The 25,208-nt window shown below is 75.0% G+C and carries 28 protein-coding genes and 1 pseudogene; 14 read left to right on the top strand and 15 right to left on the bottom strand.

All coding sequences use genetic code 11. The features are described 5' to 3' along the window. Positions 1-6: 6 nt before the first annotated feature. Positions 7-363, bottom strand: coding sequence for a YciI family protein (locus tag DEJ51_RS01680; protein WP_150255621.1), 357 nt, complete (start codon positions 361-363; stop codon positions 7-9). Between the two features lie 294 nt (positions 364-657). Here DEJ51_RS01680 and DEJ51_RS01685 point away from each other — a divergent pair, with 294 nt between their 5' ends. After that, the gene (locus DEJ51_RS01685) at positions 658-1,023 is read left to right on the top strand and encodes a hypothetical protein (protein WP_150255622.1); all 366 of its coding nucleotides are present in this window, start codon (positions 658-660) and stop codon (positions 1,021-1,023) included. A 97-nt stretch (positions 1,024-1,120) separates the two neighbouring features. Here the strand turns inward: DEJ51_RS01685 and DEJ51_RS01690 are convergent, their stop codons facing one another. Then, positions 1,121-1,390 (bottom strand): hypothetical protein, encoded by a 270-nt coding sequence (locus tag DEJ51_RS01690; protein WP_150255624.1) that lies wholly within the window; start codon positions 1,388-1,390, stop codon positions 1,121-1,123. 118 nt (positions 1,391-1,508) lie between these two features. On the opposite strand from DEJ51_RS01690, the gene DEJ51_RS01695 reads away from it, so the two are divergent. Continuing rightward, positions 1,509-1,847, top strand: coding sequence for a thioredoxin family protein (locus DEJ51_RS01695; protein ID WP_150255626.1), 339 nt, complete (start codon positions 1,509-1,511; stop codon positions 1,845-1,847). 108 nt (positions 1,848-1,955) lie between these two features. On the opposite strand, the gene DEJ51_RS01700 is transcribed toward DEJ51_RS01695, so the two are convergent. Beyond that, the gene (locus tag DEJ51_RS01700; RefSeq protein WP_190620127.1) at positions 1,956-2,975 is read right to left on the bottom strand and encodes a BtrH N-terminal domain-containing protein; all 1,020 of its coding nucleotides are present in this window, start codon (positions 2,973-2,975) and stop codon (positions 1,956-1,958) included. 154 nt (positions 2,976-3,129) lie between these two features. On the opposite strand from DEJ51_RS01700, the gene DEJ51_RS01705 reads away from it, so the two are divergent. After that, positions 3,130-3,483, top strand: coding sequence for a DUF1304 domain-containing protein (locus tag DEJ51_RS01705; protein ID WP_150255629.1), 354 nt, complete (start codon positions 3,130-3,132; stop codon positions 3,481-3,483). Then, positions 3,480-4,124 (top strand): TetR/AcrR family transcriptional regulator, encoded by a 645-nt coding sequence (locus tag DEJ51_RS01710; RefSeq protein WP_150255631.1) that lies wholly within the window; start codon positions 3,480-3,482, stop codon positions 4,122-4,124. The genes DEJ51_RS01705 and DEJ51_RS01710 overlap by 4 nt, the downstream gene beginning before the upstream one ends. A gap of 79 nt (positions 4,125-4,203) precedes the next feature. On the opposite strand, the gene DEJ51_RS01715 is transcribed toward DEJ51_RS01710, so the two are convergent. Next, a complete protein-coding gene (locus tag DEJ51_RS01715) occupies positions 4,204-4,410 on the bottom strand; it encodes a cold-shock protein (RefSeq protein ID WP_033213830.1) in 207 nt (68 codons plus the stop codon). 217 nt (positions 4,411-4,627) lie between these two features. Further along, complete coding sequence (locus tag DEJ51_RS01720; protein ID WP_150255633.1) at positions 4,628-4,996, bottom strand: HGxxPAAW family protein; 369 nt, start codon at positions 4,994-4,996, stop codon at positions 4,628-4,630. 106 nt (positions 4,997-5,102) lie between these two features. Between DEJ51_RS01720 and DEJ51_RS01725 the strand changes: the two genes are divergently transcribed. Then, positions 5,103-5,597 carry a MarR family winged helix-turn-helix transcriptional regulator gene (locus DEJ51_RS01725; RefSeq protein WP_150255635.1) on the top strand — a complete coding sequence of 165 codons (495 nt, stop codon included), beginning with the start codon at positions 5,103-5,105 and terminating at the stop codon, positions 5,595-5,597. Positions 5,598-5,703: 106 nt separating this feature from the next. Further along, the gene (locus DEJ51_RS01730; protein ID WP_150255636.1) at positions 5,704-7,182 is read left to right on the top strand and encodes a DEAD/DEAH box helicase; all 1,479 of its coding nucleotides are present in this window, start codon (positions 5,704-5,706) and stop codon (positions 7,180-7,182) included. Between the two features lie 58 nt (positions 7,183-7,240). Here the strand turns inward: DEJ51_RS01730 and DEJ51_RS01735 are convergent, their stop codons facing one another. The 4 genes and pseudogenes from DEJ51_RS01735 to DEJ51_RS01750 all read right to left on the bottom strand — a co-directional run bounded on the left by DEJ51_RS01735 (position 7,241) and on the right by DEJ51_RS01750 (position 9,803). Then, positions 7,241-7,771 carry a hypothetical protein gene (locus DEJ51_RS01735; protein WP_223835618.1) on the bottom strand — a complete coding sequence of 177 codons (531 nt, stop codon included), beginning with the start codon at positions 7,769-7,771 and terminating at the stop codon, positions 7,241-7,243. A gap of 60 nt (positions 7,772-7,831) precedes the next feature. Beyond that, positions 7,832-8,023 (bottom strand): annotated as a pseudogene (locus tag DEJ51_RS01740) (GNAT family N-acetyltransferase); the annotation flags it as partial. A 97-nt stretch (positions 8,024-8,120) separates the two neighbouring features. Beyond that, positions 8,121-8,624, bottom strand: a complete 504-nt coding sequence (locus tag DEJ51_RS01745) for an SRPBCC family protein (RefSeq protein ID WP_150255638.1) — start codon at positions 8,622-8,624, stop codon at positions 8,121-8,123. A gap of 144 nt (positions 8,625-8,768) precedes the next feature. Continuing rightward, positions 8,769-9,803 carry an NUDIX domain-containing protein gene (locus DEJ51_RS01750; protein WP_150255640.1) on the bottom strand — a complete coding sequence of 345 codons (1,035 nt, stop codon included), beginning with the start codon at positions 9,801-9,803 and terminating at the stop codon, positions 8,769-8,771. Positions 9,804-10,025: 222 nt separating this feature from the next. Between DEJ51_RS01750 and DEJ51_RS01755 the strand changes: the two genes are divergently transcribed. The 5 genes from DEJ51_RS01755 to DEJ51_RS01775 all read left to right on the top strand — a co-directional run bounded on the left by DEJ51_RS01755 (position 10,026) and on the right by DEJ51_RS01775 (position 17,533). Then, a complete protein-coding gene (locus DEJ51_RS01755; protein WP_190620128.1) occupies positions 10,026-11,264 on the top strand; it encodes a DUF418 domain-containing protein in 1,239 nt (412 codons plus the stop codon). 68 nt (positions 11,265-11,332) lie between these two features. Continuing rightward, entirely contained in the window at positions 11,333-11,797 is a 465-nt protein-coding gene (locus DEJ51_RS01760; RefSeq protein WP_150255644.1) for a hypothetical protein, read from the top strand. Between the two features lie 236 nt (positions 11,798-12,033). After that, positions 12,034-12,705: an NAD(P)-dependent oxidoreductase gene (locus tag DEJ51_RS01765; RefSeq protein WP_150255645.1), complete on the top strand. Its 672-nt coding sequence runs from the start codon at positions 12,034-12,036 to the stop codon at positions 12,703-12,705. 113 nt (positions 12,706-12,818) lie between these two features. Next, positions 12,819-14,657, top strand: a complete 1,839-nt coding sequence (locus tag DEJ51_RS01770) for an RNA ligase family protein (RefSeq protein ID WP_150255647.1) — start codon at positions 12,819-12,821, stop codon at positions 14,655-14,657. Next, positions 14,657-17,533: a poly(A) polymerase gene (locus tag DEJ51_RS01775; RefSeq protein ID WP_150255649.1), complete on the top strand. Its 2,877-nt coding sequence runs from the start codon at positions 14,657-14,659 to the stop codon at positions 17,531-17,533. Before DEJ51_RS01770 ends, DEJ51_RS01775 begins: the two co-directional genes overlap by 1 nt. A 42-nt stretch (positions 17,534-17,575) precedes the next feature. Here DEJ51_RS01775 and DEJ51_RS01780 read toward each other — a convergent pair whose 3' ends face one another. Then, positions 17,576-18,493, bottom strand: coding sequence for an NADP-dependent oxidoreductase (locus DEJ51_RS01780; RefSeq protein WP_150261635.1), 918 nt, complete (start codon positions 18,491-18,493; stop codon positions 17,576-17,578). A 152-nt stretch (positions 18,494-18,645) separates the two neighbouring features. After that, positions 18,646-19,722, bottom strand: coding sequence for an RNA ligase (ATP) (locus tag DEJ51_RS01785; protein ID WP_150255650.1), 1,077 nt, complete (start codon positions 19,720-19,722; stop codon positions 18,646-18,648). A gap of 188 nt (positions 19,723-19,910) precedes the next feature. Between DEJ51_RS01785 and DEJ51_RS01790 the strand changes: the two genes are divergently transcribed. After that, positions 19,911-20,654, top strand: coding sequence for an SDR family NAD(P)-dependent oxidoreductase (locus tag DEJ51_RS01790; RefSeq protein ID WP_150255652.1), 744 nt, complete (start codon positions 19,911-19,913; stop codon positions 20,652-20,654). Positions 20,655-20,890: 236 nt separating this feature from the next. Here DEJ51_RS01790 and DEJ51_RS01795 read toward each other — a convergent pair whose 3' ends face one another. The 3 genes from DEJ51_RS01795 to DEJ51_RS01805 all read right to left on the bottom strand — a co-directional run bounded on the left by DEJ51_RS01795 (position 20,891) and on the right by DEJ51_RS01805 (position 23,277). Next, on the bottom strand, positions 20,891-21,649 hold the full coding sequence (locus tag DEJ51_RS01795; protein WP_150255654.1) for a peptidoglycan-binding domain-containing protein: 759 nt from the start codon (positions 21,647-21,649) through the stop codon (positions 20,891-20,893). Positions 21,650-21,712: 63 nt separating this feature from the next. Continuing rightward, complete coding sequence (locus DEJ51_RS01800) at positions 21,713-21,895, bottom strand: hypothetical protein (RefSeq protein WP_150255656.1); 183 nt, start codon at positions 21,893-21,895, stop codon at positions 21,713-21,715. Between the two features lie 47 nt (positions 21,896-21,942). Beyond that, the gene (locus tag DEJ51_RS01805; RefSeq protein WP_150255658.1) at positions 21,943-23,277 is read right to left on the bottom strand and encodes an MFS transporter; all 1,335 of its coding nucleotides are present in this window, start codon (positions 23,275-23,277) and stop codon (positions 21,943-21,945) included. Positions 23,278-23,467: 190 nt separating this feature from the next. On the opposite strand from DEJ51_RS01805, the gene DEJ51_RS34345 reads away from it, so the two are divergent. Both DEJ51_RS34345 and DEJ51_RS01815 read left to right on the top strand, forming a co-directional pair. After that, positions 23,468-23,908 carry a hypothetical protein gene (locus tag DEJ51_RS34345; protein ID WP_190620130.1) on the top strand — a complete coding sequence of 147 codons (441 nt, stop codon included), beginning with the start codon at positions 23,468-23,470 and terminating at the stop codon, positions 23,906-23,908. 68 nt (positions 23,909-23,976) lie between these two features. Beyond that, positions 23,977-24,819: a MerR family transcriptional regulator gene (locus DEJ51_RS01815; protein WP_150261636.1), complete on the top strand. Its 843-nt coding sequence runs from the start codon at positions 23,977-23,979 to the stop codon at positions 24,817-24,819. Between the two features lie 27 nt (positions 24,820-24,846). On the opposite strand, the gene DEJ51_RS01820 is transcribed toward DEJ51_RS01815, so the two are convergent. Further along, entirely contained in the window at positions 24,847-25,143 is a 297-nt protein-coding gene (locus DEJ51_RS01820; RefSeq protein ID WP_150255662.1) for a hypothetical protein, read from the bottom strand. Between the last annotated feature and the right edge of the window lie 65 nt (positions 25,144-25,208).

The raw sequence follows: 25,208 nt of genomic DNA on the forward strand, positions 1-25,208 counted from the left end.
CCGGGATCACATCTCCTGGATCTCCCGGACCTCGGCGCTCACCTTCCATTCCACCGGGTGGATCTCCAGGAACCGCCGGGTCCATTCGACGGCCTCGGCCTTGTCCTTGCACTGGGTGAGGGAGTAACCGCCGACGACCTCCTTGGTCTCGGTGAAGGGGCCGTCGGTGTAGCTGATCTTCCCGCCGGACCAGCTGAGACGGGTCCCTTCGGCGGTGGGGAGCAGCCCGGCGGTGTCCAGCATGACCCCGGCCTTGGTGATCTCCTCCAGCAGCGCGCCCATGCGCTGCTCGAACTCGGGCGGGAACTCGTCGCTGGGCAGGTCCTGCTCGTCGATGCGGATCATCGTCAGGAAGCGCGGCATGGTGACTCCTCGGTCGGGAGGACGGGGACTCTCCCCGCCTCTCACCCCTGCGTCGAACGGCAGCCGCCCGGATCGACAGCCTCCGGGAAAATTCTTCGAAGATTTTTCCGCGGCGGCCACCGCACTCCCCCATCCGGCTCCGCTCCGGGCCACCCGGATGGCCGTGACCTGGCCGTCCGGGCAGCCGGGGAGGACACGGCGGGCTCCCCCGGGCTCCGCGGCCCGCCTTTCGACCACACCCGCGGCTACTCGCGAGTAGGATCGCGGGCCCGGACACCTTCGAGAGGACCCCCGATGGCACGCGCCTCCTCCCCCCTCCTGCTGGCCGGCCTGCTGGCCACGGCGGCGGTCGCCCATGCGGCCGTGCCCGGGAAGTTCGACGCGACCGTGCCCCGTTCGCTGCCGGGCAGCCCGCGCGGGTGGACGTACGCCAGCGGTGCGGCCGAACTGGCCCTCGCCGTCGGGGTCGCCCATCCGCGCACCCGCCGGGTGGCGGCACTGGCCACGGCCGCCTTCTTCGTGGGCGTGTTCCCGGCGAACGTGAAGATGGCCGTCGACGCGCGCCACGGATCCCCCCGCACCCGCGCCGTGACGCTCGGCCGACTGCCCCTGCAGGTACCGCTGGTGCTCTGGGCCCGCAAGGTGAGCCGGGACGCCTGAGACCGCCGAACCGGTCACCGAACCGGTCGCCGCACGCGTCACCGAGCTCGTCGCCGAGCCTGCTGCCGTACCGCTCCCGCCGGGGCCGGCAGCGCCGTCAGCGGCTGTCTCCCGTCCAGTCCCAGTGGACCGGATCCCCCGCGCGGCGGCGGTAGTGGGCGCGGCCGCCCGCTCCGTAGCGTCCTATCTCCGTGGGGAGCCTGGCCTCTTCGGCGAGCTGGGGCGCACCCCAGCCGGTGATGTCCAGGAGGAGCCCGTCGAGCGGCCCGCCGACCAGCTCGCCGTAGGTGTGTCCGGGGCGCGGTCCCGGATCGGGGTCCTCGTGGTCGGCGCCGTAGACCCGGCGCCGGAGCATCCTGTCGTCCATACCGCTCAGCTTCACAGCCGCCACTGACAACGGGCCCGGCTGCCGCGGCCCGGCGCGGCGGCGATGATGGGGTCCGCCCTCCCGATCCGGGGAGGTGCAGGAACGAGGAGCGACACGCATGGCACGTCGGGTGCACCAACCACTGGAGGACCAGGAGTTCGACTTCATCCTCTCGATGACGACCGGGCCCGTTCTCGCGTACTTCTGCGGCAGCTGGCCCAAGGCCGTCGAGGCGTGCCGCGCGATGGACGCCGTCGTCGGGGAGCTGGTCGAGGAGTACGGGACGCGGTTCACGGCCGTCCGCACCGACATGACCCGCTGCCCCGGCCCGACGAGGCGTTACGGGGTGACGGGTGCCCCCACCGCCGTACTCGTCAAGGACGGCGAGGCGGTGGCGAGTCAGGCGGGGCCGATGACACGCGAGGAGTTCCGGACCTTCCTCGACGCCCACCTCTGAGGGCTCCGCGGCGTCCCGGTGCTCCCGGTCTCCCCGCGCTCCGGGGCTGCCGGCGCTCCGGGGGTGCCGGCGCTCCGGGGGTGCCGGCGCTCCGGGGGTGGAGCGGGATCAGAGCAGGGCAACGGCCCGGCGTTCCAGGGCGAGCGAGCCGTCCACCAGGCCGGCGAGCTCGTCGAAGAGGACGCGCCGCTCCGGGGCGTCCGCGTCCGGGGCGGCCGCGCGGGCCAGCTCCGCGAGCCGGGACCAGTTGCCCGCCGAGTCGCGGAACAGGGCGGCCGCCTCCGGCCGTCCCGCGCGGTCGAGGAAGTCCGCGTACAGCGGGCGGGTGGCTCCGGGGGCGGTCCACTCCTCCTCCAGGCAGGCGTACAGCCGCCGGGTTCCCGCGAGGAAGGCCTCCGGGGAGCCGAAGCGCCGCTCCCAGCCGGTCCGGGTACGGACGTCGCGCAGCTGGGCCGCGAGCTTCTCCATCCCCGAGAAGCCGAAGTTGACGTCGAACCTGTTGCCCAGCACGGGTCCGGTGAGGCGGGCGGCCGTGGCGGCCACGGCCCCGTCGACGTCGGGGTCGCCGACGGCGGGGCCGCTGGGCACGAGCATCCGGTGGCGGCCCTTGCGATGGCCGGTCCAGGCCTCGCCGAACTCCCGCGCCGTGATCCGGTACGCGGCCGGGGCCCCGTCCTCGACGTACAGGCTGTCGCCCTCGTACCCGGCGAGGACCACGGTGTACGGGTCGGCGGCGGCCATCTCGTCCGGGGTACCGCCGTGCCACGGGAGCCGGGACCGGTCGACGGTGCAGAACACCGGCCGGCCGGCGTCCAGGGCGGCGTGCACGCGGTCCCAGCGGGGCCGCGATCCGTGGGTGACCTCGTAGGGGACGCGAAGCCGGTCGAGGGCGGCTTCCACCCAGGGATCGGGGTGGGCCTGCGCGACGATCGTCAGCAGGGGCGGATGCCCGGCGTACTCGAAGACGAAGTACATGAAGCCGATGCCGCCCGCGAGGCCCGCGACCAGTTCCTCCTCGTACACGCTGCCGAGTGCGTGCCGGACGAGGGAGCTCTCACGGTGCCGCCCGGTGCCGAAGTCCTCGTAGAGGAGTCCGGCGGGCTTCGGCCGGGGTGCCTGCTCGGTCATCGTGCCAGCGTAGCGGCGAGGTCGGACAACGCGACTTCCTGTACAGTTGTCCAGGAAATACCGACGAGTAGGCAGGAGTGGCCCGGGCAGCCCCGGCACTCCGCCCGTCCCGCCGAAACCGAAACCGAAACCGACCCGAGAAGTGGAGGCGGCCATGCACACGGTCGCTCAGATCCTGATCGGCCTCGTGGCCGCGCTGCACGTGTACTTCCTGGTCCTGGAGATGTTCCTGTGGCAGCGGCCCCCCGGCCGCGCCCTGTCCGGCTTCGACGCGGACACCGCCCGCCTCACCGCGCCGCTCGCCGCCAACCAGGGCCTCTACAACGGATTCCTCGCCGCCGGGCTGGTCTGGTCGCTCGTGATCGACTCGCTCGCCACCCAGATCTTCTTCCTCGTCTGCGTGATCGTCGCCGGGGTCTACGGGGCCGCGACCGCCAACCGCCGGATCCTCGTGGCCCAGGCGCTGCCCGGTGCCCTCGCCCTCGTCGCGGCGCTGCTGGCCGCATGAGTCCGCAGTTCCCGCGCGCGGACACCTCCCGGGCGGACGACGCCCGGGCTGAGGACCCCCGTACGGCCCGGACGAAGGCGCGGCTGCGCGAGAGCCTGCTGGCCGAGTGCGCCGACCGGCCGCTCGCCGGGGTCAGCGTTTCGGCGGTGGTGCGCCGGGCCGGAGTCGGCCGAGCCACCTTCTACCTGCACTACGAGGACCTCACCGCGCTCGCCGTGGACGCGTGCGCGGACGTGGTGCACGCGGCGGTCGACGCCCTGCACGCCTGGCAGACCGGCCCGTCGCCGCTTCCCCCGGCCCGGCCGCCCGCGGCGCTGGCCGCGTTCCTGGCGGAGGCGGCCGACCGGGCGGCGCTCTACCGGACCCTGCTGCTCCCGGGTGGCGGCGGCCCGCTCGGCAGGCGTCTGCACCGGGAACTGCGCGCCCGGGCCCGGGCGGAACGGGCGGCGGTGGGCGCCCCGCAGCCCGAGCTGGTCGCGTCGGCGGTCGCGGCCGCGTTCACCGGCGTCCTCGCGGACTGGCTGCACGAGGACATCCGGGCGGATCCGGGGACCCTGGCGGACCACCTGTGGCGGCTGCTCCTGGCCCTCCACCGCGCGGTCGGGCCCGCCGGCGGACCGGAGGGGGCCCGCGCGCGGTAGCGGAGCCGCCCGGAACGCGCGGGGCCCCGCCGGGTAAACCGGCGGGGCCCCGTGTCACGGGCTCGGCTCGTGAAGTGGACTACCTGAGGGGTACCACCTTCTCGGCCTGCGGGCCCTTGGGGCCCTGGGAGACGGAGTACTCGACGCGCGCGTTCTCCTCCAGCGACTTGAACCCGGTGGTCTCGATCGCGGAGAAGTGCACGAACACGTCGGGGCCACCGTCGTCCTGCTGGATGAAGCCGAACCCCTTCTCCGAGTTGAACCACTTCACGATGCCTGTTGCCATCTGGCTGATCCTTCACAACGTTCCACTGCGGGCCGCACGCGCGGCCGTCTCGATCCTGCCCAACGGTCCCGCGGAGCACACGCTGGACGCGGCCGTCCGGGGCGCGGCGCAGATTCGAACTTCTGCGCGCCTTGTCCGTGAAAAGAGGGAGGGGCCCCGTCCCACGGCTCCCGAGAGCCGCCCGGGCGGGGCCGCCGCCTCCCGGCCCGGGCACCCGTCACGTGGCGTTGTCGGCAGCGGGCAGCGGCGCGGCCGCCCGGGGCCGAGGCGCCGCGGCGCGGGCCCGCCGAGGCCCGCCGACGCGGCAGCCGAGGCAGTCGGCGTGCCCGGCGTGGGCGCGGGCGTCCCGGACGCGCCAGTCCCAGTCGGCCTCGGGCCTGGGCCCGCTGGGCTTGCCCCACCCGGCGAGGTGCAGCACCCAGGTGACGATCCCCGCCACGGCGACGACGCCGAGGCCGATCCAGATCCCGGGGACCCAGGCCGCGCACACGGCGGCGCCCGCCCCCGCGAAGCCCAGCAGGGCCAGGGTGGTTCCGGTCCAGCCGGCCACCGTGTGGCCGAGGTCTACGTGGCCGTGCGCGCTCATGGCTCTCCCTGGTCGGGCCTACGGCAGTAGGCTCGGAAGCGTGAAGCTTATTTCGCAAGATAAGCATCTCAGTCACTAAGTAACTTAGATACTAAGGAGTATTTGGATGCAGGGCAAGACCCGCCCCCCGGCCACGGCCGGCGAGGCGATTTCGCGCATGGACCAGTACGTCGCCCTGGGCATCGTCGGCCAGCAGGAGGTGGCGCAGCTACTCGGGCTCAACGTCACCGACCTGACCTGCCTGGGCCACATCCTGGGCGCCGGGGACACCCCGCTCGCCGCCGGCGACCTCGCCGGACTGCTGGACCTCACCACCGGAGCCGTCACCGGGGTGCTCAACCGCCTCGAACGCGCCGGATACGCGCGGCGCGTCCCGGACCCGGCCGACCGGCGCCGGGTCCGGGTGGTGGCCGACCCCGCGGCCGCCGCCCGGGTCGTCGCCGTCTACCAGCCGATGTACGACCGGCTGGCGACCCTCTTCGCCGACTACACCCCCGACGAGATCGCCGTGATCGCCGACTGGTTCGGCCGCGCGGCGGTCGAGATCCGCGCGCACTGCGCGCAGGTGCGGTCCGGGAAACTGACGGCCGGGGAGGCCTAGGGGGTGTCCACAGGACCTCTCTTTCGGATCCTGCCGCACTGGTACCATGGGCGGTTGACCATCTGCTTCTCGCTTCCCTCTTACTCACTGCTTCGAAAGGTCCTGCATGAGGAACCCGTCAGCTCATGGGCGCTTCGGTGTGAAGGGCGGTGCCAAGGCCGGTCCCCGGACCCCCGCCAAGGCCGCCCGCACCCTCGGCCCGCAGGGTGAGTTCACGATGCACGCGCCGAAGGAGCCGGCGCTGGCGCCGGTGGAGTCCTTCGCCGAGCTCGACCTGCCCCTTGAGCTGGTGGAGACCATGGCCTCGCTGGCCGTGACGGAGCCGTTCCCGATCCAGGCCGCGACGCTCCCGAACGCGCTGGCCGGCCGGGACGTCCTCGGCCGCGGCCGCACCGGCTCGGGCAAGACCCTGGCGTTCGGCCTGGCGCTGCTGGCCCGTACGGCGGGGCAGCAGGCGGACCCGAAGCGTCCGCTGGCGCTGGTCCTCGTACCGACGCGCGAGCTGGCACAGCAGGTGACCGAGGCGCTGGAGCCGTACGCCGCCGCTCTGAAGCTGCGGATGGCCACCGTGGTCGGCGGGCTGTCCATCGGCCGCCAGGTGAGCTCCCTGCGCACCGGCGCCGAGGTCGTGGTCGCCACCCCCGGGCGGCTCAGCGACCTGGTGGGGCGGCGGGACGTGCACCTGGAGCGCGTGAAGATCACCGTGCTCGACGAGGCCGACCAGATGTGCGACATGGGCTTCATGCCGCAGGTCACCGAGATCCTGGACCAGGTGCACCACGCGGGCCAGCGCATGCTGTTCTCGGCGACCCTGGACCGCAACGTCGACCAGCTCGTCCGCACGTACCTGAAGGACCCGGTCTCGCACTCCGTGGACCCGCAGGCGGGCGCGGTGTCCACCATGGACCACCACGTGCTGCACATCCACGCGGCCGACAAGGTCTCGGCGGCGACCGAGATCGCGGCCCGGGACAACCGGGTACTGATGTTCCTCGACACCAAGCACGGCGTCGACCAGTTCGTGAAGCACCTGCGGGCCATGGGCGTACGGGCGGAGGGCCTGCACAGCGGCAAGTCGCAGCCGCAGCGCACCCGGACCCTGGCCCAGTTCAAGAGCGGAGCCGTCACCGTGCTGGTCGCGACGAACGTCGCCGCACGCGGTATCCACATCGACGACCTCGACCTCGTGGTCAACGTCGACCCGCCCGCCGACCACAAGGACTACCTGCACCGGGGTGGCCGCACCGCCCGGGCCGGCGAGTCCGGTCGGGTCGTCACCCTCGTCACCCCGAACCAGCGCCGGGACATGGTCCGCCTGCTCTCCGACGCCCGGATCCGGCCGACGATCACGCAGGTGCGCTCCGGCGAGGCGGCACTGACCCGCATCACCGGCGCCAAGACCCCGCCCGGGGTCCCGCTGGCCGGCTCCGCGCCGACCGACGCCAAGGGCAAGCCCTCGGGTTCGGACCTGGCCTTCCGCGGCATCGGTACCCGCCCGGGCCGGGGCAAGGAGTCCCGCAAGACGATCGAAGCCCGCCAGCAGGCCGAGGCCCGCCGCGCGGCCCGGGTACGCCGGGGCGTCTAGGCAGTCGCCTTCGCATCGCGGCGGCCGGGGCCGCGGCGGAGGGGTCCCCGCCACCGGTTCAGAGCGCGCCGCCCCGGCGCAGGCGTTCGGCGGCCGCGTTGCGGACGCGGCGGGTGCGGGCGTCGGTGGCCAGCAGCGTCAGTGCCTCGTGCGAGGTGAGCAGGCGGGCGGCCGTGCGCTGGCACCAGTCGGAGGCGGCGGTCAGCTCCTCGGCGGACCAGGGCTCGCCGCTGCCGACGGCCTTGAGCAGGTTCCACTCCCGGAGCCTGCGCTCGGGAAAGGCCCGGCCGGCCAGCGCTGCGGCCATGGCCCCGGCCCAGGCGGGGAACTCCTCGTCCGCGAGCAGCTGTAGGGCGCGCCGGTCGAGGTGGGTGACCACCGCACTCTCGGCCATCACCCGGTCCGGATCACGCAGCACGGCGGCCACGACCTCCGCCTCGGACCCCGCGCCGGGGCCGGGCGCGGCGGCCAGGGACTCCAGGTGGCGGGCGTAGCGCCAGTGCTCGGGTGGCTCGTCGTCCGGGCCGTGCTCCGGGTCCCGCGCCGGTATGTCCGTGGCCGGTCGCTGCTGGTCGTTTGCTCTCCCCATGCCACCCATTCCACACGATCTCCCCGCGCGGCCGTCGGCCAGGGTGCCGTCAGGGCCTGTTCAGCGGTGCGGCGCCGGCATCAGGGCTTCGGCACCGACCGGTCGGTAGCCCGCGGCCTGGAAGGCCCGGACGCTGCGCGCGTCGCCGGTCGCCTGCTGGGACCGGACCGGCTGCCCGTCGGGGACGAGGTGGCGGGCGGCGCGGGCCAGCTCCCGGCCCAGCCAGCAATGGCGCGCGCCCTCGTCCACCTCGGGCAGGATGGTCGGGCCGGGGCGTCGCGGAGAGCCGGTCCCTTCGGAGCGGCCGTGGGTGCGGACGCACACACGCACCGGCTCTCCGTGCCGCGTCTCAGAGTTCGCCGGCCTCCTCCTCGGCCTCCGGCAGTGGAGCGCCGGTCTCCAGCAGGGTCTTGAGGCTGGACGCCAGCATCGGCCAGGCCCGTGAGCACATGCCGATCAGTGTTCCGCCGGGGGCGAAGCCCTCGTGCAGGATGGTCAGCCGGGCGAGGGCGTCGCCGACGGGCTCGATCTCGTACGTCACCTTCGTACGGCGCTCCTTCGCCAGTTCGGCCCGCAGTTCCTCACCGATCCCGACCGAGGCCGCCCACTGTGGGGTGAAGGTGTGCCAGGTGTAGGAGAGCCGGCGGTCCGGGACGCAGTCGAGGACCACCTGTTCGGGGTCGCTGGTACGGGCCCCCCGCTCGACCCAGTCCATCGGCGAGCCCACCGCCCAGTCGGTCTCGAAGCTCAGGCCCCAGTACCGGCGGGTGAAGGCGGGCTCGGTGAGGGCCTGCCAGACCCTGGCGGGATCGGCCTGGATGTACAGGGTGTAGGTGATCGCGCTGTCGCTCATGGCCCCATGCTGCGGGACCGCGGACCGCGGACCGCGGATTTCCCGATCATGGCGGCGGCCCGGGGCGGGGCCGTACGCACGCCCCGCCCCGGGCCGCCGGATCCGTTCTCCCACGCCGCCGACGTACGGAGTGCTCCCGGCATCTCAGCGGAGAGCGGCCTCCGCGGGGAGTTCCGTGAGCGGGGTGCGGGCGGGGACGGGCAGACCGAGACGGTCGCGGGCGGCGTGGACCGCGGCGAGTTCGTCCTCGCCCGCCGGCCCCCAGTCGCTCAGTTCGCGGACCTGTTCGGGAGTGGCCAGCAGGCGTGCGTACTCCGGGTCGGCGCCCGGCGGGAGGCCGGTGAGGCGGGCCGCGGTGCGGGCGTGGGCGCCCTGGTCGCCGCTCCGGTAGCCGAGCGGGAGGGCGTCCTCGGTGGCTCCGGCCGTCGGGGGCGGGAGGTGGGCGGCCCCGGTGGCGCGGGAGACCAGCAGCAGGACCCGGCCGTCGGGGGCGAACAGCCAGGCGGACAGGTCCCGAACGGGCAGCGGTTCCGGGACGGGGCCCACATGCCAGGCACCGTGCTGCGGGATCCGCCGGGTCCGCAGGACCCCGAGCCGGTCGAGGGCGGTCGGTGCGGTGGGGAAGCCGTCCTCCAGCAGGGCCGCGCCGGAGCCGTTGACGCGGGCGCGCAGGGCGGACAGCGCGCGGCGGGCGTCACCGGGGTCCATCAGGGCGGGCAGGTCGGCCGGTTCGGCGAAGTGGATGCCCGTGATCTCCTGGGCCGGGAGGCGGACGGCCTCGATCCGGTCGGGGGTCCAGGTGCCGCCGTCGTAGACGTGCAGGATCTCACCGGGAAAGCGCATCTCGGGCGGGAAGCCGGGGGTGTCGGCGGGAATCCAGTCCACGGCGAGGCCTCGCGGGTAGCGGCCGTCGACGCCGAGCTCCTCGCGCAGCTCCCGGGCGGCCGCCGCGGACGGTGCCTCGCCGGCGTCCACGGCCCCGCCGGGGAGCAGCTGGTCGGCGCGGTAGTCGACGCTCTGGACGAGGATCCGGCCGCGGGTGTCGGTGACGAGGACGACGGCCGCGGTCCAGACGGCGGTCCGCGAGGCCCCGTACTCCGCCGGGGTCATCCAGGTCCCCGTCCGCTCCCGCTCGTCTTCGTACGCGCCGGTCGCGCTCTGGTCGGTCAGCTGCGGCATCGGACTCCGTTCACCGTGGGTGGACCCGCCGGTCTGTGCAACAGCGGCCGCGGCTCCCGGGTTACGGCGCGCCGCGGAGCCCCCGTCGACACCCCACGCCTTTACCGGTCCTATACCTCTTTATTACTTGGTTATGTACTCCCTGGTACGTTCCGGATGCGGACTGGCGGCGTGAAAGCCGCCGGTCCGACCAGTTTTCACCCACCCTGGAGAGATCCACACATGCGACGCGCCTCCCCCACGGAGCCCGGCACGGGGACGGCGGCCCCGGCCGGGGGGTCCGGCGGCCGGCTGGCCGGCGTCGACGCCGTACGCGGGCTCGCCGTCCTCGGCATGTTCGCCGTGCACGTGGGCCCCGCCCCGGAACCGGAGGGCGCCGGCTACCTCCTCGTCGCGGCCGACGGGCGCGCCCCGGCCCTCTTCACCCTGCTCGCCGGTTTCTCCCTGGTCCTCGCCCAGCGCGGGCTGGACCCGGCACGGCGTCCGCAGGGCTGGGCGCGCCGCTGGCGCCCCCTGCTGATCCGCTGCGCGCTGCTGGCCGTCCTCGGTGTGTGGCTGGCCTCGTTGTGGCCCGGGATCCTGGTCATCCTGGCCTTCTTCGCCGTGTACTTCCTCGCGGCCGAGCCCTTCACCCGGCTGTCCACCCCGGTGCTCACCGCCGTGGCGGGGGTCTCCGTGGTGGCGGGCCCGTTGCTGTCGTTCCTGCTGGGCCCGGTGTTCGGGTACGAGGCGTCCGGGCGCGGGCTGGTCCCCGAGGCCGCCGATCTGGCCACGTGGTCCGGGCCGCCGACGGTGCTGCTGGAACTGCTGCTCACCGGGGCGTATCCGCTGGCCACGTACTTCCCGTACGTGCTGGTCGGAATGGCGCTCGCCCGGCTGTGCGACGTGCGGGAGCGGGCGGTGGCCCGGCGGATGGCCGCGTGGGGCACGGTGGCCGCCTTCGCCGGATACGGCTCCGCGTGGCTCGCCAACCACGTGTTCGGTGTCCGGCAGCGGCTCCTGGAGGCGATCGCGGTGCACCATCCGGAGGCCCTGGCCGCGGCCGACCCCGTCCGGGAGGTGCTGCAGGGCCAGTACGGCGCCGTGCCCAGCACCTCCTGGGACTGGCTGCTGCTGGCCGACCCCTACAGCCAGACCCCGCTGGAGACCCTGGGCAACGCCGGGGTGGGCTGCGCCCTCATCGGCCTGTGCGCGCTCGCCGCGCGCCACGGGGTGGGCGCGCGCCTGCTGCGGCCGCTGACGGTGCTGGGGGCGATGGCGCTGAGCGCGTACGTCGTCCACGCGCTGGTGCTGGCCGGTCCCGCGAACGGGGCGGCTTCCTGGTCCGCCTGGGTGGCCTTCAGCGGCGCGGCCCTGGCCCTGACCTGGGCCTGGCAGCGGGTCTGGGCCGAGAGTCCGCTGCGCCGCGGCCCGGTGGAACACCTGCTCCGGCTGGCCGCGCAGGGGCGCGCCCGGGCGTGAACGCGCCGCCATCACCCGTCCGTGTGATGGGTTCGGCGGGCGTGGCGCCGGTACGGCAGGGTGGGCGGATGCAGTTGCGCCTCGCCCTGCCCCTGACCCTTGCCGCGCTCGTGATGGCCACCGGGTGCGTGACGGTGCATCCCGCCGCCCCGCCGGACGCGCCGCTGCCGGGGCCTGCGGAGGCGGCCCGTGTGCCGGCCCGGCAACCGGCCCCGCTCGCGCTGCCGTTGGGCCCGCTCCCGTCCTCGCCCGGACCGGCCTCGCCGAGCGCGGCCCCGGAGGCCGGACCGGCACCGGCACCCGTACCGGCCGCGGCCGAGCGGTCGCACCGCCCGCGCCGGGTCGGGGCCAAGGCCCCGCGCCCCCGGCGGCCCGCCGAGCAGGCGAGGCCCGCGGCTCCGGCGAAGCCCCGCAAGCGGCCGCCGGCGGTGTCCAGGCCCCGGCCGGCGCCGCAGCATCCGTACGACATGGCCTCCTTGTGCGAGGCGGCCAAGGGCACCGTGCATCCGTCCATCGTCGCCCTCTGCCACTGAGGGCGGCCGGGTGGCCCTGCGCGGCCCGGCTGGAGCGGCTGCACTTCGCGGCGGCCGGGCAGCCGGCCGCCGCGGTGCGGTGCCCGGCTGACGACCGTACGACTCCCGGACGCCCGTGGCCGGTTCATCCGACCGGCCCCGGCCCGGCTGCCCGGGGGCGGCGGGCGGGTTCGCTTGGATGGGCCGGACGGGGTCCGGCCGGAGCCCCGTACAGCCCTCCACCCCAGGGAGCCGCCATGAAGAAGATCGCCCTCTTCGGCGCGACCGGCACGGTCGGAAGCCGGGTGCTGCTCGAAGCGCTCCGGCGCGGCCACGAGGTCACGGCCGTCGTCCGCGATCCGGCGAGGCTCCCGGATCCGGGGAGCGGGTCCGGTGCCGGGGCGCTCGTGGTGGTACGCGGCGACGTCCTCGATCCGGTGTCGGTGGCCGCGGCGGTGGCCGGGCACGACGTGGTGGTCAGCGCGTTCGGACCGGGCCGCGGGGACCCCACCGACCTCGTGACCGCCGCGCGTGCGCTGATCGGGGCGGTGCGGTCGCTCGGTACGGACGGTCCCGCACCGCGGGTGGTCGTCGTCGGCGGGGCGGGGACGCTGCGCACCCCCGGAGGCCCGCTGGTCCTGGACGAGGCCGGGGTCCCCGCGGCCGTCCTGGCGTTGATGCACGCCCACGGCGCCGCCCTGGACTTCCTGCGCGGCGTGCCCGTGGAACAGGTGCGCTGGACCTGTCTGAGCCCGCCCGCGCACCTCGCGCCGGGCAAGCGTACGGGCACGTACCGGCTGGGCTCCGACGACCTGGTGGTCGACGAGGAGGGCCGGAGCCGGATCTCCGTGGAGGACTTCGCCGTCGCCCTGGTCGACGAGGTCGAGCGCGACGCGCACGCGGGCCGGAGGTTCACCGTCGCCCACTGAGCGCGATGCCCGTGGCGGGCCCGCGCGATGCCTGCGGGAGGCGATATCGGGTGGATCTGTCCGGTCGGGCTACCTACAGTGACCGGGCACCCGATGTCGAGCAGGAGCGGACCATGCGCACCCACTATCCCCGTACGCCGCACCTCCCCTGGTCCCCCGGGGCGGCGGCGGACGACGTCCGGGCCGTCGGACTGGCGGGGCTGGCCGGGCGCGAGGTCGTGGTGACGGAGAAGCTCGACGGGGAGAACACCACGCTGTACGCGGACGGCCTGCACGCGCGCTCCCTCGACTCCGCGCACCACCCCTCGCGGGCGTGGGTCAAGAGCCTCCAGGGGCGCATCGGCGCAGGGATCCCGGCCGGGTGGCGGGTGTGCGGGGAGAACCTCTACGCCCGCCATTCGATCCCGTACGAGGACCTGGACAGCTGGTTCTACGGGTTCTCGGTGTGGGACGGCGAGCACTGCCTGGACTGGGACCGGACCGTACGGTTCCTGCGGGACCTGGGCGTGCCCGTCCCGCGCGTGCTGTGGCGGGGCACCTTCGACGAGCGCGCGCTGCGCAGGCTGAAGCCCGACACGGCCCGGCAGGAGGGGTACGTCGTCAGGACGGCGGCCGGGTTCCTCCGTGCGGACTTCGGCCGGTGCGTGGCCAAGTGGGTACGGGGCGGCCACGTACAGACGAGTACGCACTGGATGTTCGCGGAGGTCGTGCCGAACGGGCTCGGGCCGACGGCCCCGTTGTGGGCGGTGCGCTCGGGGGCCGAGCCCGATGTGCCGGGGCTGGCCGCCGCTCTCGGGGCGGGCGGGACGGACGCCGCGGGCACCGCAGAGGCCGCCGCGGACGGGGACGGGGTCGCGGAGGTCGTGGCCCGGATCGACGGGGCGGGACGGACCGGCGAGGACCGGCTGGCCGGTGTGCTGGCCGCCGTGCTCCGCCACGAGCCGCGGGCCCGGATCGCGGCGCGGCTCGCGGCGGGCCCGGTCGGGATGGGGCTCGCGCGGCGGGTCGCCGACCTGGTGGGGCTGTTTCCGTACCTGCAGCGGCCGTTCCCCGACGAGGAACGGAGGTCCGGGCTGGTCCGGATGGCCGCTGCGGCCGATCTCGGTGTGCTGCACGCACTCGCCGGGGCACTGGCGGACGGGCCGGCGGAGCGGGAGTGCGCGCAGTGGTCCGCGCTGTGCGCCGAGGAGGCCGGGCTGCTGGGCCCGGATCCGCTGGAGGCGCTGCGCGGCGGGCTGGGCGAGGCGCTGGCCGGGCTGGACCCGCAGGCCGCGGACCGCTGCTGGGCGCAGGCGCGGCGGGCGTTCGCCCAGGGCAGGATCTCGGGATCTGCCGTGGAGGAAGCCGTGGCGGCCACCTGGCAGTGGCGCGACGGAAGGTTTCCCCGCCTGGTGCAGCTGTGCGGGCCCTCGGGCAGCGGGAAGAGCACCTTCGGCCGCGAACTGCCCGGTGTGCAGACGTACATCGGCCTGGACGACCTGCGCGCGGCCAGGGGGTCCCGCGCGGACCAGGGAGCCAATGCCGAGGTGTTGAGCGAGGGCCTGGACCGGCTCGACGCGGCCCTGGCCCGAGGCGGGACGGTGGTGTGGGACGCCACCTCGCTCACCGCCCAGCAGCGCGGTCTGGCGGGATCGGTCGCACGGCGCCGCGACGCGCTCGTCACGCACGCCGTGGTGCTGGTGGAGGAGGCGGAGCTGGTGCGGCGCAACGGCGTGCGCCCGCACCCGGTGCCGCCCGAGGTGCTCACCGCGCAGGTGCGCCGGTTCAGCCCGCCGTACGCCGGTGAGGCGCACCGGACGTGGTACGTCGGTGCGGCCGGGGTCGTCGAGGACACGGCGGGCGGGCTCCTGGCCGGACGCGTGGACGCGGGAACAGGACCGCGTCCGGGAACGGGAGCGGGAGCGGGAACGGGAACGGGGCAGGGAGAGCGGCAGGGGACGGGACGGCACTGATGCGTACCAGCGAGGAGCTCTACCACCAGGTCCGCTGGGACTCCCGGTTCGATCCGGCACGGTTCGTGCTCGGGCTGCTCCAGCGGGGGGCCGCTCCGAAGCGGGTCCCGCTGCCGTCCTTCGTGCCCGGTGGTGACATCCCCTGGCACCGGGTGCTGTTCGTCGAGGCGGACGGTGAGCTGGTGTGGGACCGCGCCACGGGCGTGGACCGGATCGACGACACCGCGGCGGGCCGGGTCCGTGATCCGCGGCTGCTGCGGGCCCCGTTCTTCACCGCCCGGACCCCGCACACCTGGGATCCGGCGGGCGGTGGCGCCTGGCGGCCCGCCGGGCCGGCCCCCGGGGGCGGCGCGGCCTCGGCCGCGCCCTCGGTGCGGCTGCTGACCTGGAACACGCTCTGGGACCGCTACGACGCCCCGCGCATCTCCACCGCCCTGCGCAGGCCGCTGCTGCTGGCCGATCTCGCCGCCGCCGACGCCGATGTCATCGCGCTGCAGGAGGTCGAACCCGAGCTGCTCGGCATGCTGCTGGCGGCTCCGTGGGTGCGGGCCTCGTACACCGTCGGTACGGACCCGGGCGGCCGGGACGTCGCCGACTGCGGGCTGCTGCTGCTCAGCCGGCTTCCGGTACGGGAGGCGGGGATGCACCTGCTCCGCCCGCACAAGGGCGTCGTCGCGGTCACGGTGGACACCGCGGCGGGCCCCCTGGTCGTGTCGAACACCCACCTGACCAGTGACCACACCCAGAACGGCGACGTCCGGCGGGATGCCGAACTGGCCCGGCTCGCCGAGGGGCTGGGCGGCATCGAGGCCGGGGTGGCGCTGCTGGGCGACTTCAACGACGGCCGCCACGGCGCCTCGGGGCCGGCGGCCGCGCTCGGCATGCGGGACGCCTGGAGCGACGTCCACGGGGCGGCGGACGACACGCCGACCTTCGACCCGGTGGCCAATCCGCTGGCCGCGGTGGGCTCGCTGTCGGGCCGGGCGGCCCGGCTGGACCGGATCCTGCTGCGGTCCACGACGGCGCGGGTGGCCCGGGCCGCACTGCGCGGCGACGCACCGGCTCCGGAGGGGCTGTTCATCTCCGACCACTTCGGTGTGGAGGCGACGGTGGAGTTCGGGGAGCGGGCCGGCGCGCCCGCGCGACTGCGCGTACCAGCGACGGCGCGGTCGGCGGTGGCCTGGCTTCCGCCACCCCTGCCGGAGGCGGTACGGGCACTGCGCCGCACGCTCGACCCGCAGGCCGGGCGCTGGCCCGCGCACGTGAACCTGCTCTTCGGTTTCGTGCCGGAGTCCTCCTTCGCCGACGCGGTGCCGCTCCTGGCGGAGGCGGCCGCCGCGACCGGGCCGTTCCCCGTCCGGCTGGAAGGGGTGCACAGCTTCGGACACCGTGAGGACGCCACGGTCTGGCTGGACCCGGCGGCGGCCGGTGAGGCGCCGTGGCAGGAGCTCCGGCGTGCCCTGGCGGAGCGGTTCCCGGGCTGCCGGGGGCGTACGGGTGACCATCACGGCTACACCCCGCATCTGACGCTGGGTCGCAGTCAGGAGCCGCAGCGCGCGATCGCGGCCTTCGCTGCCCGGCTCGGCGGCCCGGTGGCGGCCCGGGTGGGAGAGCTCGCCGTGCTCTCGCGGCGCGGGGACGGGCCGATGCGGGTCCGGGCGACCGTGGCGCTGGGGACGGGCGAGGTGCGCTGGGAGCCGGAGACCGCCGACCGGTCCGGGCCGGGTCCGGGGTCCGGGGCCGTGGTCCGGGACGGGGACGCCGAGTCGGTCACCGCGCGCGTCCGGGCCGCCCTCGGGGACGCGCACGTGCACCTGGCCGGGTCCCGTCGCATGGGCTGTGCGCTGCCGGAGTCCGACCTGGACCTGGTGGCGGTCCTGCCCGGTGCGGCCGATGCGGCGCTCGTACGGGACCGGGTGGCTGCAGCGCTGCCCGGGGCGCGGCGGCTGCGCGAGGTGACGGGGGCTCGGGTGCCGGGGCTGCGGTTCCGTGTCGGCGGGCTGTCGGTGGATCTGGTCGTGGTGGCCACCGGCGGGCTGGATCCGGCGCACGCGGTGGCCCGGCGGGCGGAGCTGGGCGGGGCGGCCGCGCTCGCGCTGAGCGCGGTCGGCGACGCCGACGCGGTACGCGAACAGGTGGGTGCGGAACGGCATGCCGCGTTCGCCGGGCTGGCGCGGCGGGTGAAGGCGTGGGCCCGGGCCCGGGGGCTGGATTCGGCGCCGTTCGGCGGCCTGCCCGGTCTGGCCTGGACGGTGCTCACGGCACGCACGGTGGAGGAGGCCGGGGCGCTGCCGGCCGATGCCCTGCTGCGTGAGTTCTTCGGCAGGTGGGCCGCCTGGGACTGGCGTGTGCCGGTGGCCCTGTCCGCCGCGGGTCCGGCCCGGGTCGAGGACGGGCCGGACGCGGTCACGGTTCTCACCCCCTCGGAGCCGGTGCGCAGCTGTACGGCTCAGGTCGGGCCGGGGCTGCGCGACCTGCTGGTCCAGGAGTTGTACGCGGCCTGGGAGCTGCTGGAGTCCGGCTCCGGGGACCGCGAGTGGATCCCGGGGCCGCCGCCGCTGCACCGTCGGCACGCCGCCTGGGCGGTGGTGACCGTCCGGGCTGCCTCCGAGGGGGAGTTCGAGGAGACCCTGGGCCGGATGCGGGGGCGGCTGCGGGCGTTGCTCGGTGCGCTGGAGGAGGCAGGTGTCGCGGATGCGCACGCCTGGCCGCGTCCCTTCGAGTCGGGCCCGGCCCTGGCCCGTTACGCGATCGGCCTGGGCGCCGCTCCCCCGGACGCGGCGCGCCTGGCCGCCCTGGCCGGTCCCTGGCGGACCGGTCTGCCGGGGGTCGAGGTCTCCTGGGCGGCCGGCGGCGAGGTGCCGGACCTGGTGTGAGGTCAGGAAGCGCGCCGTGCCGCCGGAGCAGCCGGCTCTGGGTCAGATCTCGATGATGATCTTCCCTGCGGTGTGTCCTTCCTGGCTCAGCTCGAAGGCGGCCGCCAGCTCGCCCAGCGGGAAGGTCCTGGCGACGGGGACCTTCAGCTGTCCGTTGTCGGCGAGCCGGCCCAACTCGGCCAGGTCGCTGCCGACCGGGCGGACCCACATCCACTCGCCGCCCGATCCCAGCACGCTGGGATCGGCGATGGAGGCGTGCCGCCCGTCGTCGTGCAGCACCTCGCGGGTGACTCCGCCGACTCCGCCGACGAAGTCCGCGACGACCGTGGGGCCGTCGGGGACGAGGGCGCGCACCCGGTCGGCGAGTCCGTCCCCGTACTCGATGGGCTCGGCGCCGAGTTCGCGTACCCGGTCGTGGTTGCGCGGGGAGGCGGTGCCGATGACCCGGGCACCGAGTGCGCGGGCGATCTGCACGCCGAAGGAGCCGACACCGCCGGCCGCTCCGTGGATGAGGACGGTGTCGTCCTTGCCGGTGCCGAGGCGGGTGAGCAGCTGGTAGGCGGTGAGCCCGGCGAGCGGGAGTCCGGCGGCCTCCGCCCAGTCGAGGGAGGCGGGCTTGTGCGCGACGGCGCGTACGGGCACGGTGACGAACTCGGCGAACGTACCGCCGTGCACGTAGTCCTTGCGGGCGTACGCGATGACCTCGTCGCCCTCGGCGTACTCGGGGGTGTCGATGCCGACCCGTTCGACGGTGCCGGACACGTCCCAGCCCGGGACCACCGGGTAGACGACGTCCATCAGGGGGTCGAGACCGCCCGCCATGATCTTCCAGTCCACGGGGTTGACGGCGGCGCACTTGACCCTGACGAGCACCTCGCCGGGGCCGACCTTGGGCATCGGCAGCCGGGTCTCGGAGAGCACCTCCGTCCCGCCATAGGTCTCGTACGCCATCGCCCGCATGGTTTCCTGGCTGCTGCCGCCCGACTGGGACATGTACCCGGCCTCTCCGTGTGCTGGTGGAACCCGCCCCCGGCCCATCCCACCATGCACGAAGCGCCCGCCCCACGAAGCGGGGCGGGCGCGGCGCGGCGCGGGTGCGCCGGCGCGGGGTCTCACTCGTACTCGGTGCCGCCCTTGCGGGTCAGGTACGCCGGGCTGACGGCCTTGGCGATGGCGCGGCCGCCCACGACCGGGCTGTACCGCTCCGTCGACGGCCGGATGACCACGCCCTCCCGCAGGTGCGCGGCCTTGCCCGAGACGGTCTCCCGGCCGCTCGCCAGCTCCAGCACCGTGTCGAGGTCGTACGGTCCCTCGTAGAGCCGCGGCACCAGCGGGAGCTCACCGTCCGTCAGGACGGCGGCCGGGTCCAGCCAGCGCGTCTGCCCGTCGATCTCGGCGGAGACGTCGAAGACGGCGTATCCCGGTGGTGTGTCGGCGGTGCGGACGTCGGTCCCGTACGAGAGGTCCTGGACGCCCTTGCCGTACACCTCGCCGAAGATCCCGACCCGGGTCGCGCCGAGGCGGTCGGCCAGGGCCGCGGCAACGTCCGGCACGCCGTGCCCGTGTACGGCCCGCCAGTAGAGGTTGCGCTCGTCCTCCTTGAGCGCCAGCCCCTTCGAGCCGAACCCCTTGGAGGACACGATGGACCGCTCGCCCTCGACCACGTACGTGAACAGGCAGGCGGTGCCGTGCAGTTTCTCGGTGAGGACGACCGGCTCGCCGGGCTCGAAGACGTGCGGGTAGCGCTGGAGGTTCTCGATGTCGACCCACGGCATCAGGTCGGCGGCGGCTTCGACGTCACCGCTCATGGTCGTGGGTATCGGCGGGGCCCATTTGGTGATGCCGAGCAGCTCCGCGAAGTCGGTCTCCTCCTCGGCCGCTCGGGCCAGGTCCACGTCGGCGAGCGCGCGCGGCCTGCACACCAGCCCCTGTGACAGCTCTCCGCGGAGCCGGACCGCCTTGACCCGGTCGGCGGAGCCGCCGGCGAGCCGTCCGGTGAGGCCGAGCTCCTCGATCAGATCCGCGGGCAGCACGGCCTGTTCGGGGATGTAGACCGCGAACTCGCCCGTGCGGTAGGCGCCCTTGGCGATCACTGCGCGGTAGAGGCCCACCTGGGCCAGTTCCAGCGCATCCGCGTTCGGGTGCTCGTGGACGGTCAGTTCTTCGGCGGTGACGCGCAGGGTCGACATGGGACGGCTCCAGCAGTGGTCAGGGACAACGGACGACGCCCGGTGGTGCGGCGCGTCGTTGACGACCACTCTGCTTCCCGCCATTTCCGCTGGTCCAGCGAATATCACGGTGTTAGCCTGCCCGCTCCGTCCCGGCGCCGCGCGGCCCCCGCGCAGGTTCGGCGTCGCCCGTCCCGCAGGAGGTTCCCGTGCCAGCTCGTCCGGTCACCGTCGTCACCGGCGGCAGCAGGGGCATCGGGGCCGCGACATGTCTGCGACTGGCCACCGACGGGCATGATCTGGCGCTCGGTTACACTCGCGACGCCGAGGCGGCCGAGGCCGTCGCCCGGCGGGTACGGGCTGCCGGGGCCCGCTGTGTGACCGTGCGCGGTGACATCTCCGAGGAGGGTGCCGTGGAGCAGCTGTTCGACACCGCCGGCACCGAACTCGGCAGGGTGACCGGTCTGGTGAACAACGCCGGGGTGACCGGCCCGCTGGGCCGGCTCGCCGACGCCCGCACCGAGGACCTGCGGCGGGTGGTGCAGGTGAACCTCCTCGGGTACCTGCTGTGCTGCCGCAGGGCGGCCCGGGACATGGCGGAGGCCGGCGGCGGCGCGATCGTCAACGTCTCCTCCACGGCCGCCACTCTCGGCAGCCCCGGGGAGTACGTGCACTACGCGGCGACCAAGGCCGCGGTCGACGCGCTCACGGTGGGGCTCGCCAAGGAACTCGGCCCGGACGGGATCCGGGTCAACGCCGTGGCGCCGGGCATCATCGAGACCGACATGCACGCGGCGATGAGCGATCCCGACCGTCCGGCGAAGGCCGCGGCCGGCATCCCGCTCGGCCGGCCCGGCCGGCCCGGGGAGATCGCCGGGGCGATCGCCTGGCTGCTTTCCGCGGACGCCTCGTACACGACGGGCACCGTGCTCCGGGTCTCCGGCGGCCGCTGATCGCGGCGGGGGCCGCCGGGTCCAGGGCTCCGATCCGATGCCCCCGGCTGAACACCCACACGAGGGACAGCAGCGCGACGGCGGTAGGGCTACCCCCGTAGGGAAAGGTGCGCATCGCACGGTACGGATCGCACGGGAGCGAGCCGCTCGACAACGCCCGCTCCCGCGTTCACCCCTAGCCTGACAGAAGATTTGAACGCGTTCAATCGCGTGGGGTCGTCAGGCTCGGCCGGCGGTCAGCGCAGCGCCGCCTGGGTGGCCGGACCGTAGACGCCCGGGGAGTCGCCCTTGATGGAACGGTCGCGCTGCAGCTGACCGACACCGCGCTTGGTCTGACTGTCGTAGACCCCCGTGACGGAGACGTACGTGAAACCCTGCCCGTACAGCAGTTCCTGAAGGGCTCGCACCTCGGGCCCGGTGTCCCCCATCCGCAGCGTCCCGGAGGAGCCGGACGGGCCCGAGGCGGAAGCGCTGGGTGAGGACGGCGGTTTCGAGCCCTGGCTCGCGGAGGTACTCGGCGCTCGGGAGGGCGTGGCGGAGGTGGAAGTGGAGGCGGCGGAGGACGGTGCCGACACGGTCGGCCCGGGTACGCCGGCCTCTGCGTCGGAGGTCGAACTGCGCCCCCGCAGCATCGGCACGGACAGCTCGGCGGGCGCCCCGGCCCGGGGCGGCTGCGCGTCGGGACCGCTCAGCAGGAGCACCGAGGCGCCCACCGCGGCGAGCGACAGCAGGGTGAGGACGGCGAACGGAAGCCGGCTGCGCCGGCCACGGGCAGCGGTCGCGCGCGGAGCGGACCCGGGGCCGGGAACGGCCGCCGGAACGGCCGCCGGGACCTCGGATTCCCGCGCGTGTGCCGGGCCGGGGAAGGCCAGGGGGCCGCCCTGCGGCCAGGCGGGCGCGGTCGACCCGGCCGGTGGGCCCGAGGGGGCGACGTAGGGGCGTACGAGCAGGTCGTCGTCGGGGGCGATGCCGCTCTCGTCAGGGTCCTGGCGCATGGTGGTCTCCCGGCGGGGACGGGGGCCGGCGCGGCGGTGCGGTGCCGGCCCCCACCCGGTCGGTCAGGCTCCGTGCCGCCGGGCGGCGGGAGCCGGGGCTGCGGCTACGGCGGCGGGCGTGCCGGGCAGACCGAGGGCGCCGCGCGTGCCGTGGGTGCCGCGTGCCGGAGAACTGCCGATTTCGGCCGGGTCGATCGACGGGCGGACGGATATGGACATCTGACGTATCTCCGAAGTGCGGCTCACGCGGTGATTCTTGATCGGCGCACTCTCGCCCTCCTTCGGGGGCCGGGTCAAGCCCGGTGTCCGATCCGCCCCCGACCATCCGATCTGTCGGGCGTGCGGCGGACCGCCGTGACCCACACCGTGGCGGCGGCCGTGAGCATCAGGGCGGCTCCGCCGAGCGGAGCGGCGGGAGCGGAGAAGCCGTCGACCGCGAGACCGCCGCAGAGCGCGCCCGCGGCTATGGCGAAGTTGAACATGGCCACCATCAGCGAGGACGCCGCCTCGGGCGCCTCCGGCGCCGCCTTGATCATCCAGCCCTGCACGCTCACCGAGACCCCTCCGTACGCGAGTCCCCAGGCCAGCAGCAGCACGGTGCCGGCGGCCGGGCCCGGCAGGACCGCGATCAACGCGAGGACGACGCCGAGGGAGGAGCTGACCACCAGCAGGGTCCGGTACGCGTCACGGGTCCCGGCCAGGAAGTTCCCCGCGACGCCGGCGACGCCGTATCCGAGCAGCAGGGTGCTGATGTACTCGGGGTCGACACCGGAGACCTCCTGCAGGATCGGCCGTACGAACGTGTAGGCGGCGAACTGCCCGGTCACGACGAGGAAGGTGACGACGACACCGGCCCGTACGGCGCGGTTCTCCCGGAGCAGGGCGGGGAGTTCGGGGAAGGTGATGTGCCGGGTCGCCGGCAGCGGGGGCAGCAGCACGAGCAGGGCGGTCAGCGTGACGAGGCCGAGGACTCCGACCGCCGCGAAGGCGGTGCGCCAGCCGCCGAGTTCACCGAGCAGGGTGCCTGCGGGGACGCCGAGCACGGACGCCGTGGGGACCCCGCCGAAGACGAGGGCGGTGGCCCGGCCGACCTGGTGCTCGGGAACGAGGCGTACGGCGAGTCCGCCCGCGATGGCCCAGAAGCCGCCGACGCTGACGCCGACGAACACGCGGGCCGCCAGTACGACGGCGAAGTCCGGGGCGAGGGCCGCGGCGAGGTTGGCGGCGGCCGTCAGGGCGATGAGCACGCACAGCACGAGCCGCCGGTCGAGCCGGCCGGCGCCGACGGTGACCAGCGGCGCGCAGAATCCGGCGACCAGCCCGGGCGCCGTGACCATCAGGCCCGCGGTCCCGTCGGACACTCCGAGCGCGGCCCCGACGGGGGTGAGCAGCCCGACGGGCAGCAGCTCGGAGGTGATCAGGCAGAAGATGCCGAGCGAGACGGCGCAGACGGCCGCCCAGCCCCTCCACGGAGCGGCACCGCTCCCCGGGAAGGGCCCGGCTGCCGGTGCGGAGCCGTCCCCCGGCACGGATACGGAGGGGGACACGGATGCGGACTCGGACCCTCGCGGCGGGCTGGACGAGGCGGGCGGCGTGGGATCGTTGCCGGGCGCGGCGGCTGAGGTCATGGATCGGTACTCCGTACGGACGGTCGGCGGGCGGGACACGGCGGCACGGGGAGCCGGGGGTCGCGCCTCCCCCTTCACCCGTACTGCCGTTCCAATTTCCCACACGCCCCGGCCATTCCCGCCGGTCCGGTGTCACCCGCACGCGTGAGGGGGAACCCGACGGGCTCCTGCCGTACGGCAAGGTGGTCACATGCAGTTACGCCGTGCCGTGCCCCTCTCCCTCGTCGTGCTCCTCGCCAGCACCGGCTGTGTCTCCGTCGGGCCGCGGGATCCGGCTCCCGTACGGGGAGCCGTGCCGCCGGCCGAGGCGCCGGAGGTCCCGGCGCCCCTGGCCCTGCCGCTGGGGGCCCTGCCCGAGGCCGCCGCGCCCTCCCCGGGCGCGTCCCCGGCCCCGGACCGCGAGGCGGCGCCGAGGCCGGCCCCGAAGTCGGCCCCGGAGCCGGAACCCTCGCACGAGCGGGCCGCGAAGGCGGCGCCGCCGCCCCGGCGCAAGCGGGTGCCCGGACCGGCGACGGCCCGGCCGCGGCGGCGGCCGGCCCCACCGCCGCGGCTGGATCAGCTGTGCGCGGCCGCGGAGGGCACCGTGCCGCCGTCCATCGTCGACCTGTGCCTGCGGCAGTACGGCCGCTGACCACCGCGTCCGTCGCCGGTGCGACGCTTGACCCTCCCCCTGTGTCAGACCTTGTAGTGGAGAGCGTCATGTTCACCATCGGAGACTTCGCCAAGCACGGCCGGGTGTCGGTCCGCATGCTGCGTCACTACGACGCTCTCGGACTGCTGCGCCCGGCACGCGTCGACCCCTTCACCAACTACCGCTTCTACGAGGCCGGGCAGCTCGCCCGCCTCAACCGGATCATCGCGCTCAAGGAACTCGGTCTCTCCCTGGACCAGGTGGGATCGATCCTCGCCGAGCGGGTGGGCGCGGAGGAGCTGCGCGGCATGCTGCGACTGCGGCAGGCCGAGCTGGAGGACGCCATGGCCGCCGCGGCGGCCCGGCTGGTCCAGGTCGAGGCGAGGCTCCGGACCATCGAGGAAGAGGGAACCATGCCTGCCGACGACATCGTCGTGAAGAGCCTTCCGCCCGTCCGGCTCGCCGAGCTGACCGGCACGGCCGGAAGTTACGAACCGCAGGACATCGGCCCGGTCATCGGGCCGCTCTTCGAGGAGCTGTGCCGCCGGATCGAGGCGGCCGGGGTCGTCCCGACCGGCCCGGGGACGGCTTACTACGAGGACGTGCCCGGCACGGGATCCGGGTCGGCCGTCCTCGTCCACGCCGGACTGCCGGTGGCGGCGTCGGTCCGTGCCGAGGACCTCGGGGGCGAGGTGCGGATCGTCACGCTGCCGGCGGTGGAGCGGGCCGCGACCGTGGTGCACCGCGGGTCGATGGACGGGATCCTGCCGACGTCGCAGGCCCTGGCCCGGTGGATCGACGCGCACGGGCAGCGCTCGGCCGGGTACGCCCGCGAGCTGACCCTGGCCTGCCCGGACGATCCCGACCAGTGGGTCACCGAACTCCAGGAGCCGCTGGCCGCCACGTCCTGACGGCCCCGCCCCTGGGGCCCCGGCAGGTCACGGCCGGCGGCCGCAGGCGCGGGCACACCGCCGGGCCGTGTCCCGCCGCGCCGCGCGCAGCCTGCGCGCGGTGGTGTGGCCGCGCCGCTTCCACTCGCCCCGGGGCAGCGCGGCCCGCTGGCCGCCGCCCGCGATCAGGGCGTTGACCGGGGTCATCGGGTCGGCGGCCATCGCCTTGGCGAACAGGACGCCGACCACGAGCGGGACCAGGGCCACGGCCAGGGCCGAGCCGGCGGTGGTCACGTGCTGCATGCGCGGGCGGGCGGCCCGGCCGCTCCGGGCGTCTGAAGTCATGTCCCCATTCGACCAGCGGCGCGGCGCCGGGGAATCGGGGTGGATACTCAGGCCGTCGGGCGTGA

Origin of the sequence: Streptomyces venezuelae (assembly GCF_008642275.1) — a bacterium.
In the GTDB taxonomy this organism is placed as follows: Bacteria; Actinomycetota; Actinomycetes; order Streptomycetales; family Streptomycetaceae; genus Streptomyces; species Streptomyces venezuelae_E.

Excerpts from the sequence above, each read along its gene's own strand:
- DEJ51_RS01680 (WP_150255621.1), bottom strand. The coding sequence starts at position 363 with ATGCCGCGCTTCCTGACGATGATCCGCATCGACGAGCAGGACCTGCCC.
- DEJ51_RS01685 (WP_150255622.1), top strand. The coding sequence starts at position 658 with ATGGCACGCGCCTCCTCCCCCCTCCTGCTGGCCGGCCTGCTGGCCACG.
- DEJ51_RS01690 (WP_150255624.1), bottom strand. The coding sequence starts at position 1,390 with ATGGACGACAGGATGCTCCGGCGCCGGGTCTACGGCGCCGACCACGAG.
- DEJ51_RS01695 (WP_150255626.1), top strand. The coding sequence starts at position 1,509 with ATGGCACGTCGGGTGCACCAACCACTGGAGGACCAGGAGTTCGACTTC.
- DEJ51_RS01700 (WP_190620127.1), bottom strand. The coding sequence starts at position 2,975 with ATGACCGAGCAGGCACCCCGGCCGAAGCCCGCCGGACTCCTCTACGAG.
- DEJ51_RS01705 (WP_150255629.1), top strand. The coding sequence starts at position 3,130 with ATGCACACGGTCGCTCAGATCCTGATCGGCCTCGTGGCCGCGCTGCAC.
- DEJ51_RS01710 (WP_150255631.1), top strand. The coding sequence starts at position 3,480 with ATGAGTCCGCAGTTCCCGCGCGCGGACACCTCCCGGGCGGACGACGCC.
- DEJ51_RS01715 (WP_033213830.1), bottom strand. The coding sequence starts at position 4,410 with ATGGCAACAGGCATCGTGAAGTGGTTCAACTCGGAGAAGGGGTTCGGC.
- DEJ51_RS01720 (WP_150255633.1), bottom strand. The coding sequence starts at position 4,996 with ATGAGCGCGCACGGCCACGTAGACCTCGGCCACACGGTGGCCGGCTGG.
- DEJ51_RS01725 (WP_150255635.1), top strand. The coding sequence starts at position 5,103 with ATGCAGGGCAAGACCCGCCCCCCGGCCACGGCCGGCGAGGCGATTTCG.
- DEJ51_RS01730 (WP_150255636.1), top strand. The coding sequence starts at position 5,704 with ATGAGGAACCCGTCAGCTCATGGGCGCTTCGGTGTGAAGGGCGGTGCC.
- DEJ51_RS01735 (WP_223835618.1), bottom strand. The coding sequence starts at position 7,771 with ATGGGGAGAGCAAACGACCAGCAGCGACCGGCCACGGACATACCGGCG.
- DEJ51_RS01745 (WP_150255638.1), bottom strand. The coding sequence starts at position 8,624 with ATGAGCGACAGCGCGATCACCTACACCCTGTACATCCAGGCCGATCCC.
- DEJ51_RS01750 (WP_150255640.1), bottom strand. The coding sequence starts at position 9,803 with ATGCCGCAGCTGACCGACCAGAGCGCGACCGGCGCGTACGAAGACGAG.
- DEJ51_RS01755 (WP_190620128.1), top strand. The coding sequence starts at position 10,026 with ATGCGACGCGCCTCCCCCACGGAGCCCGGCACGGGGACGGCGGCCCCG.
- DEJ51_RS01760 (WP_150255644.1), top strand. The coding sequence starts at position 11,333 with ATGCAGTTGCGCCTCGCCCTGCCCCTGACCCTTGCCGCGCTCGTGATG.
- DEJ51_RS01765 (WP_150255645.1), top strand. The coding sequence starts at position 12,034 with ATGAAGAAGATCGCCCTCTTCGGCGCGACCGGCACGGTCGGAAGCCGG.
- DEJ51_RS01770 (WP_150255647.1), top strand. The coding sequence starts at position 12,819 with ATGCGCACCCACTATCCCCGTACGCCGCACCTCCCCTGGTCCCCCGGG.
- DEJ51_RS01775 (WP_150255649.1), top strand. The coding sequence starts at position 14,657 with ATGCGTACCAGCGAGGAGCTCTACCACCAGGTCCGCTGGGACTCCCGG.
- DEJ51_RS01780 (WP_150261635.1), bottom strand. The coding sequence starts at position 18,493 with ATGCGGGCGATGGCGTACGAGACCTATGGCGGGACGGAGGTGCTCTCC.
- DEJ51_RS01785 (WP_150255650.1), bottom strand. The coding sequence starts at position 19,722 with ATGTCGACCCTGCGCGTCACCGCCGAAGAACTGACCGTCCACGAGCAC.
- DEJ51_RS01795 (WP_150255654.1), bottom strand. The coding sequence starts at position 21,649 with ATGCGCCAGGACCCTGACGAGAGCGGCATCGCCCCCGACGACGACCTG.
- DEJ51_RS01805 (WP_150255658.1), bottom strand. The coding sequence starts at position 23,277 with ATGACCTCAGCCGCCGCGCCCGGCAACGATCCCACGCCGCCCGCCTCG.
- DEJ51_RS34345 (WP_190620130.1), top strand. The coding sequence starts at position 23,468 with ATGCAGTTACGCCGTGCCGTGCCCCTCTCCCTCGTCGTGCTCCTCGCC.
- DEJ51_RS01815 (WP_150261636.1), top strand. The coding sequence starts at position 23,977 with ATGTTCACCATCGGAGACTTCGCCAAGCACGGCCGGGTGTCGGTCCGC.
- DEJ51_RS01820 (WP_150255662.1), bottom strand. The coding sequence starts at position 25,143 with ATGACTTCAGACGCCCGGAGCGGCCGGGCCGCCCGCCCGCGCATGCAG.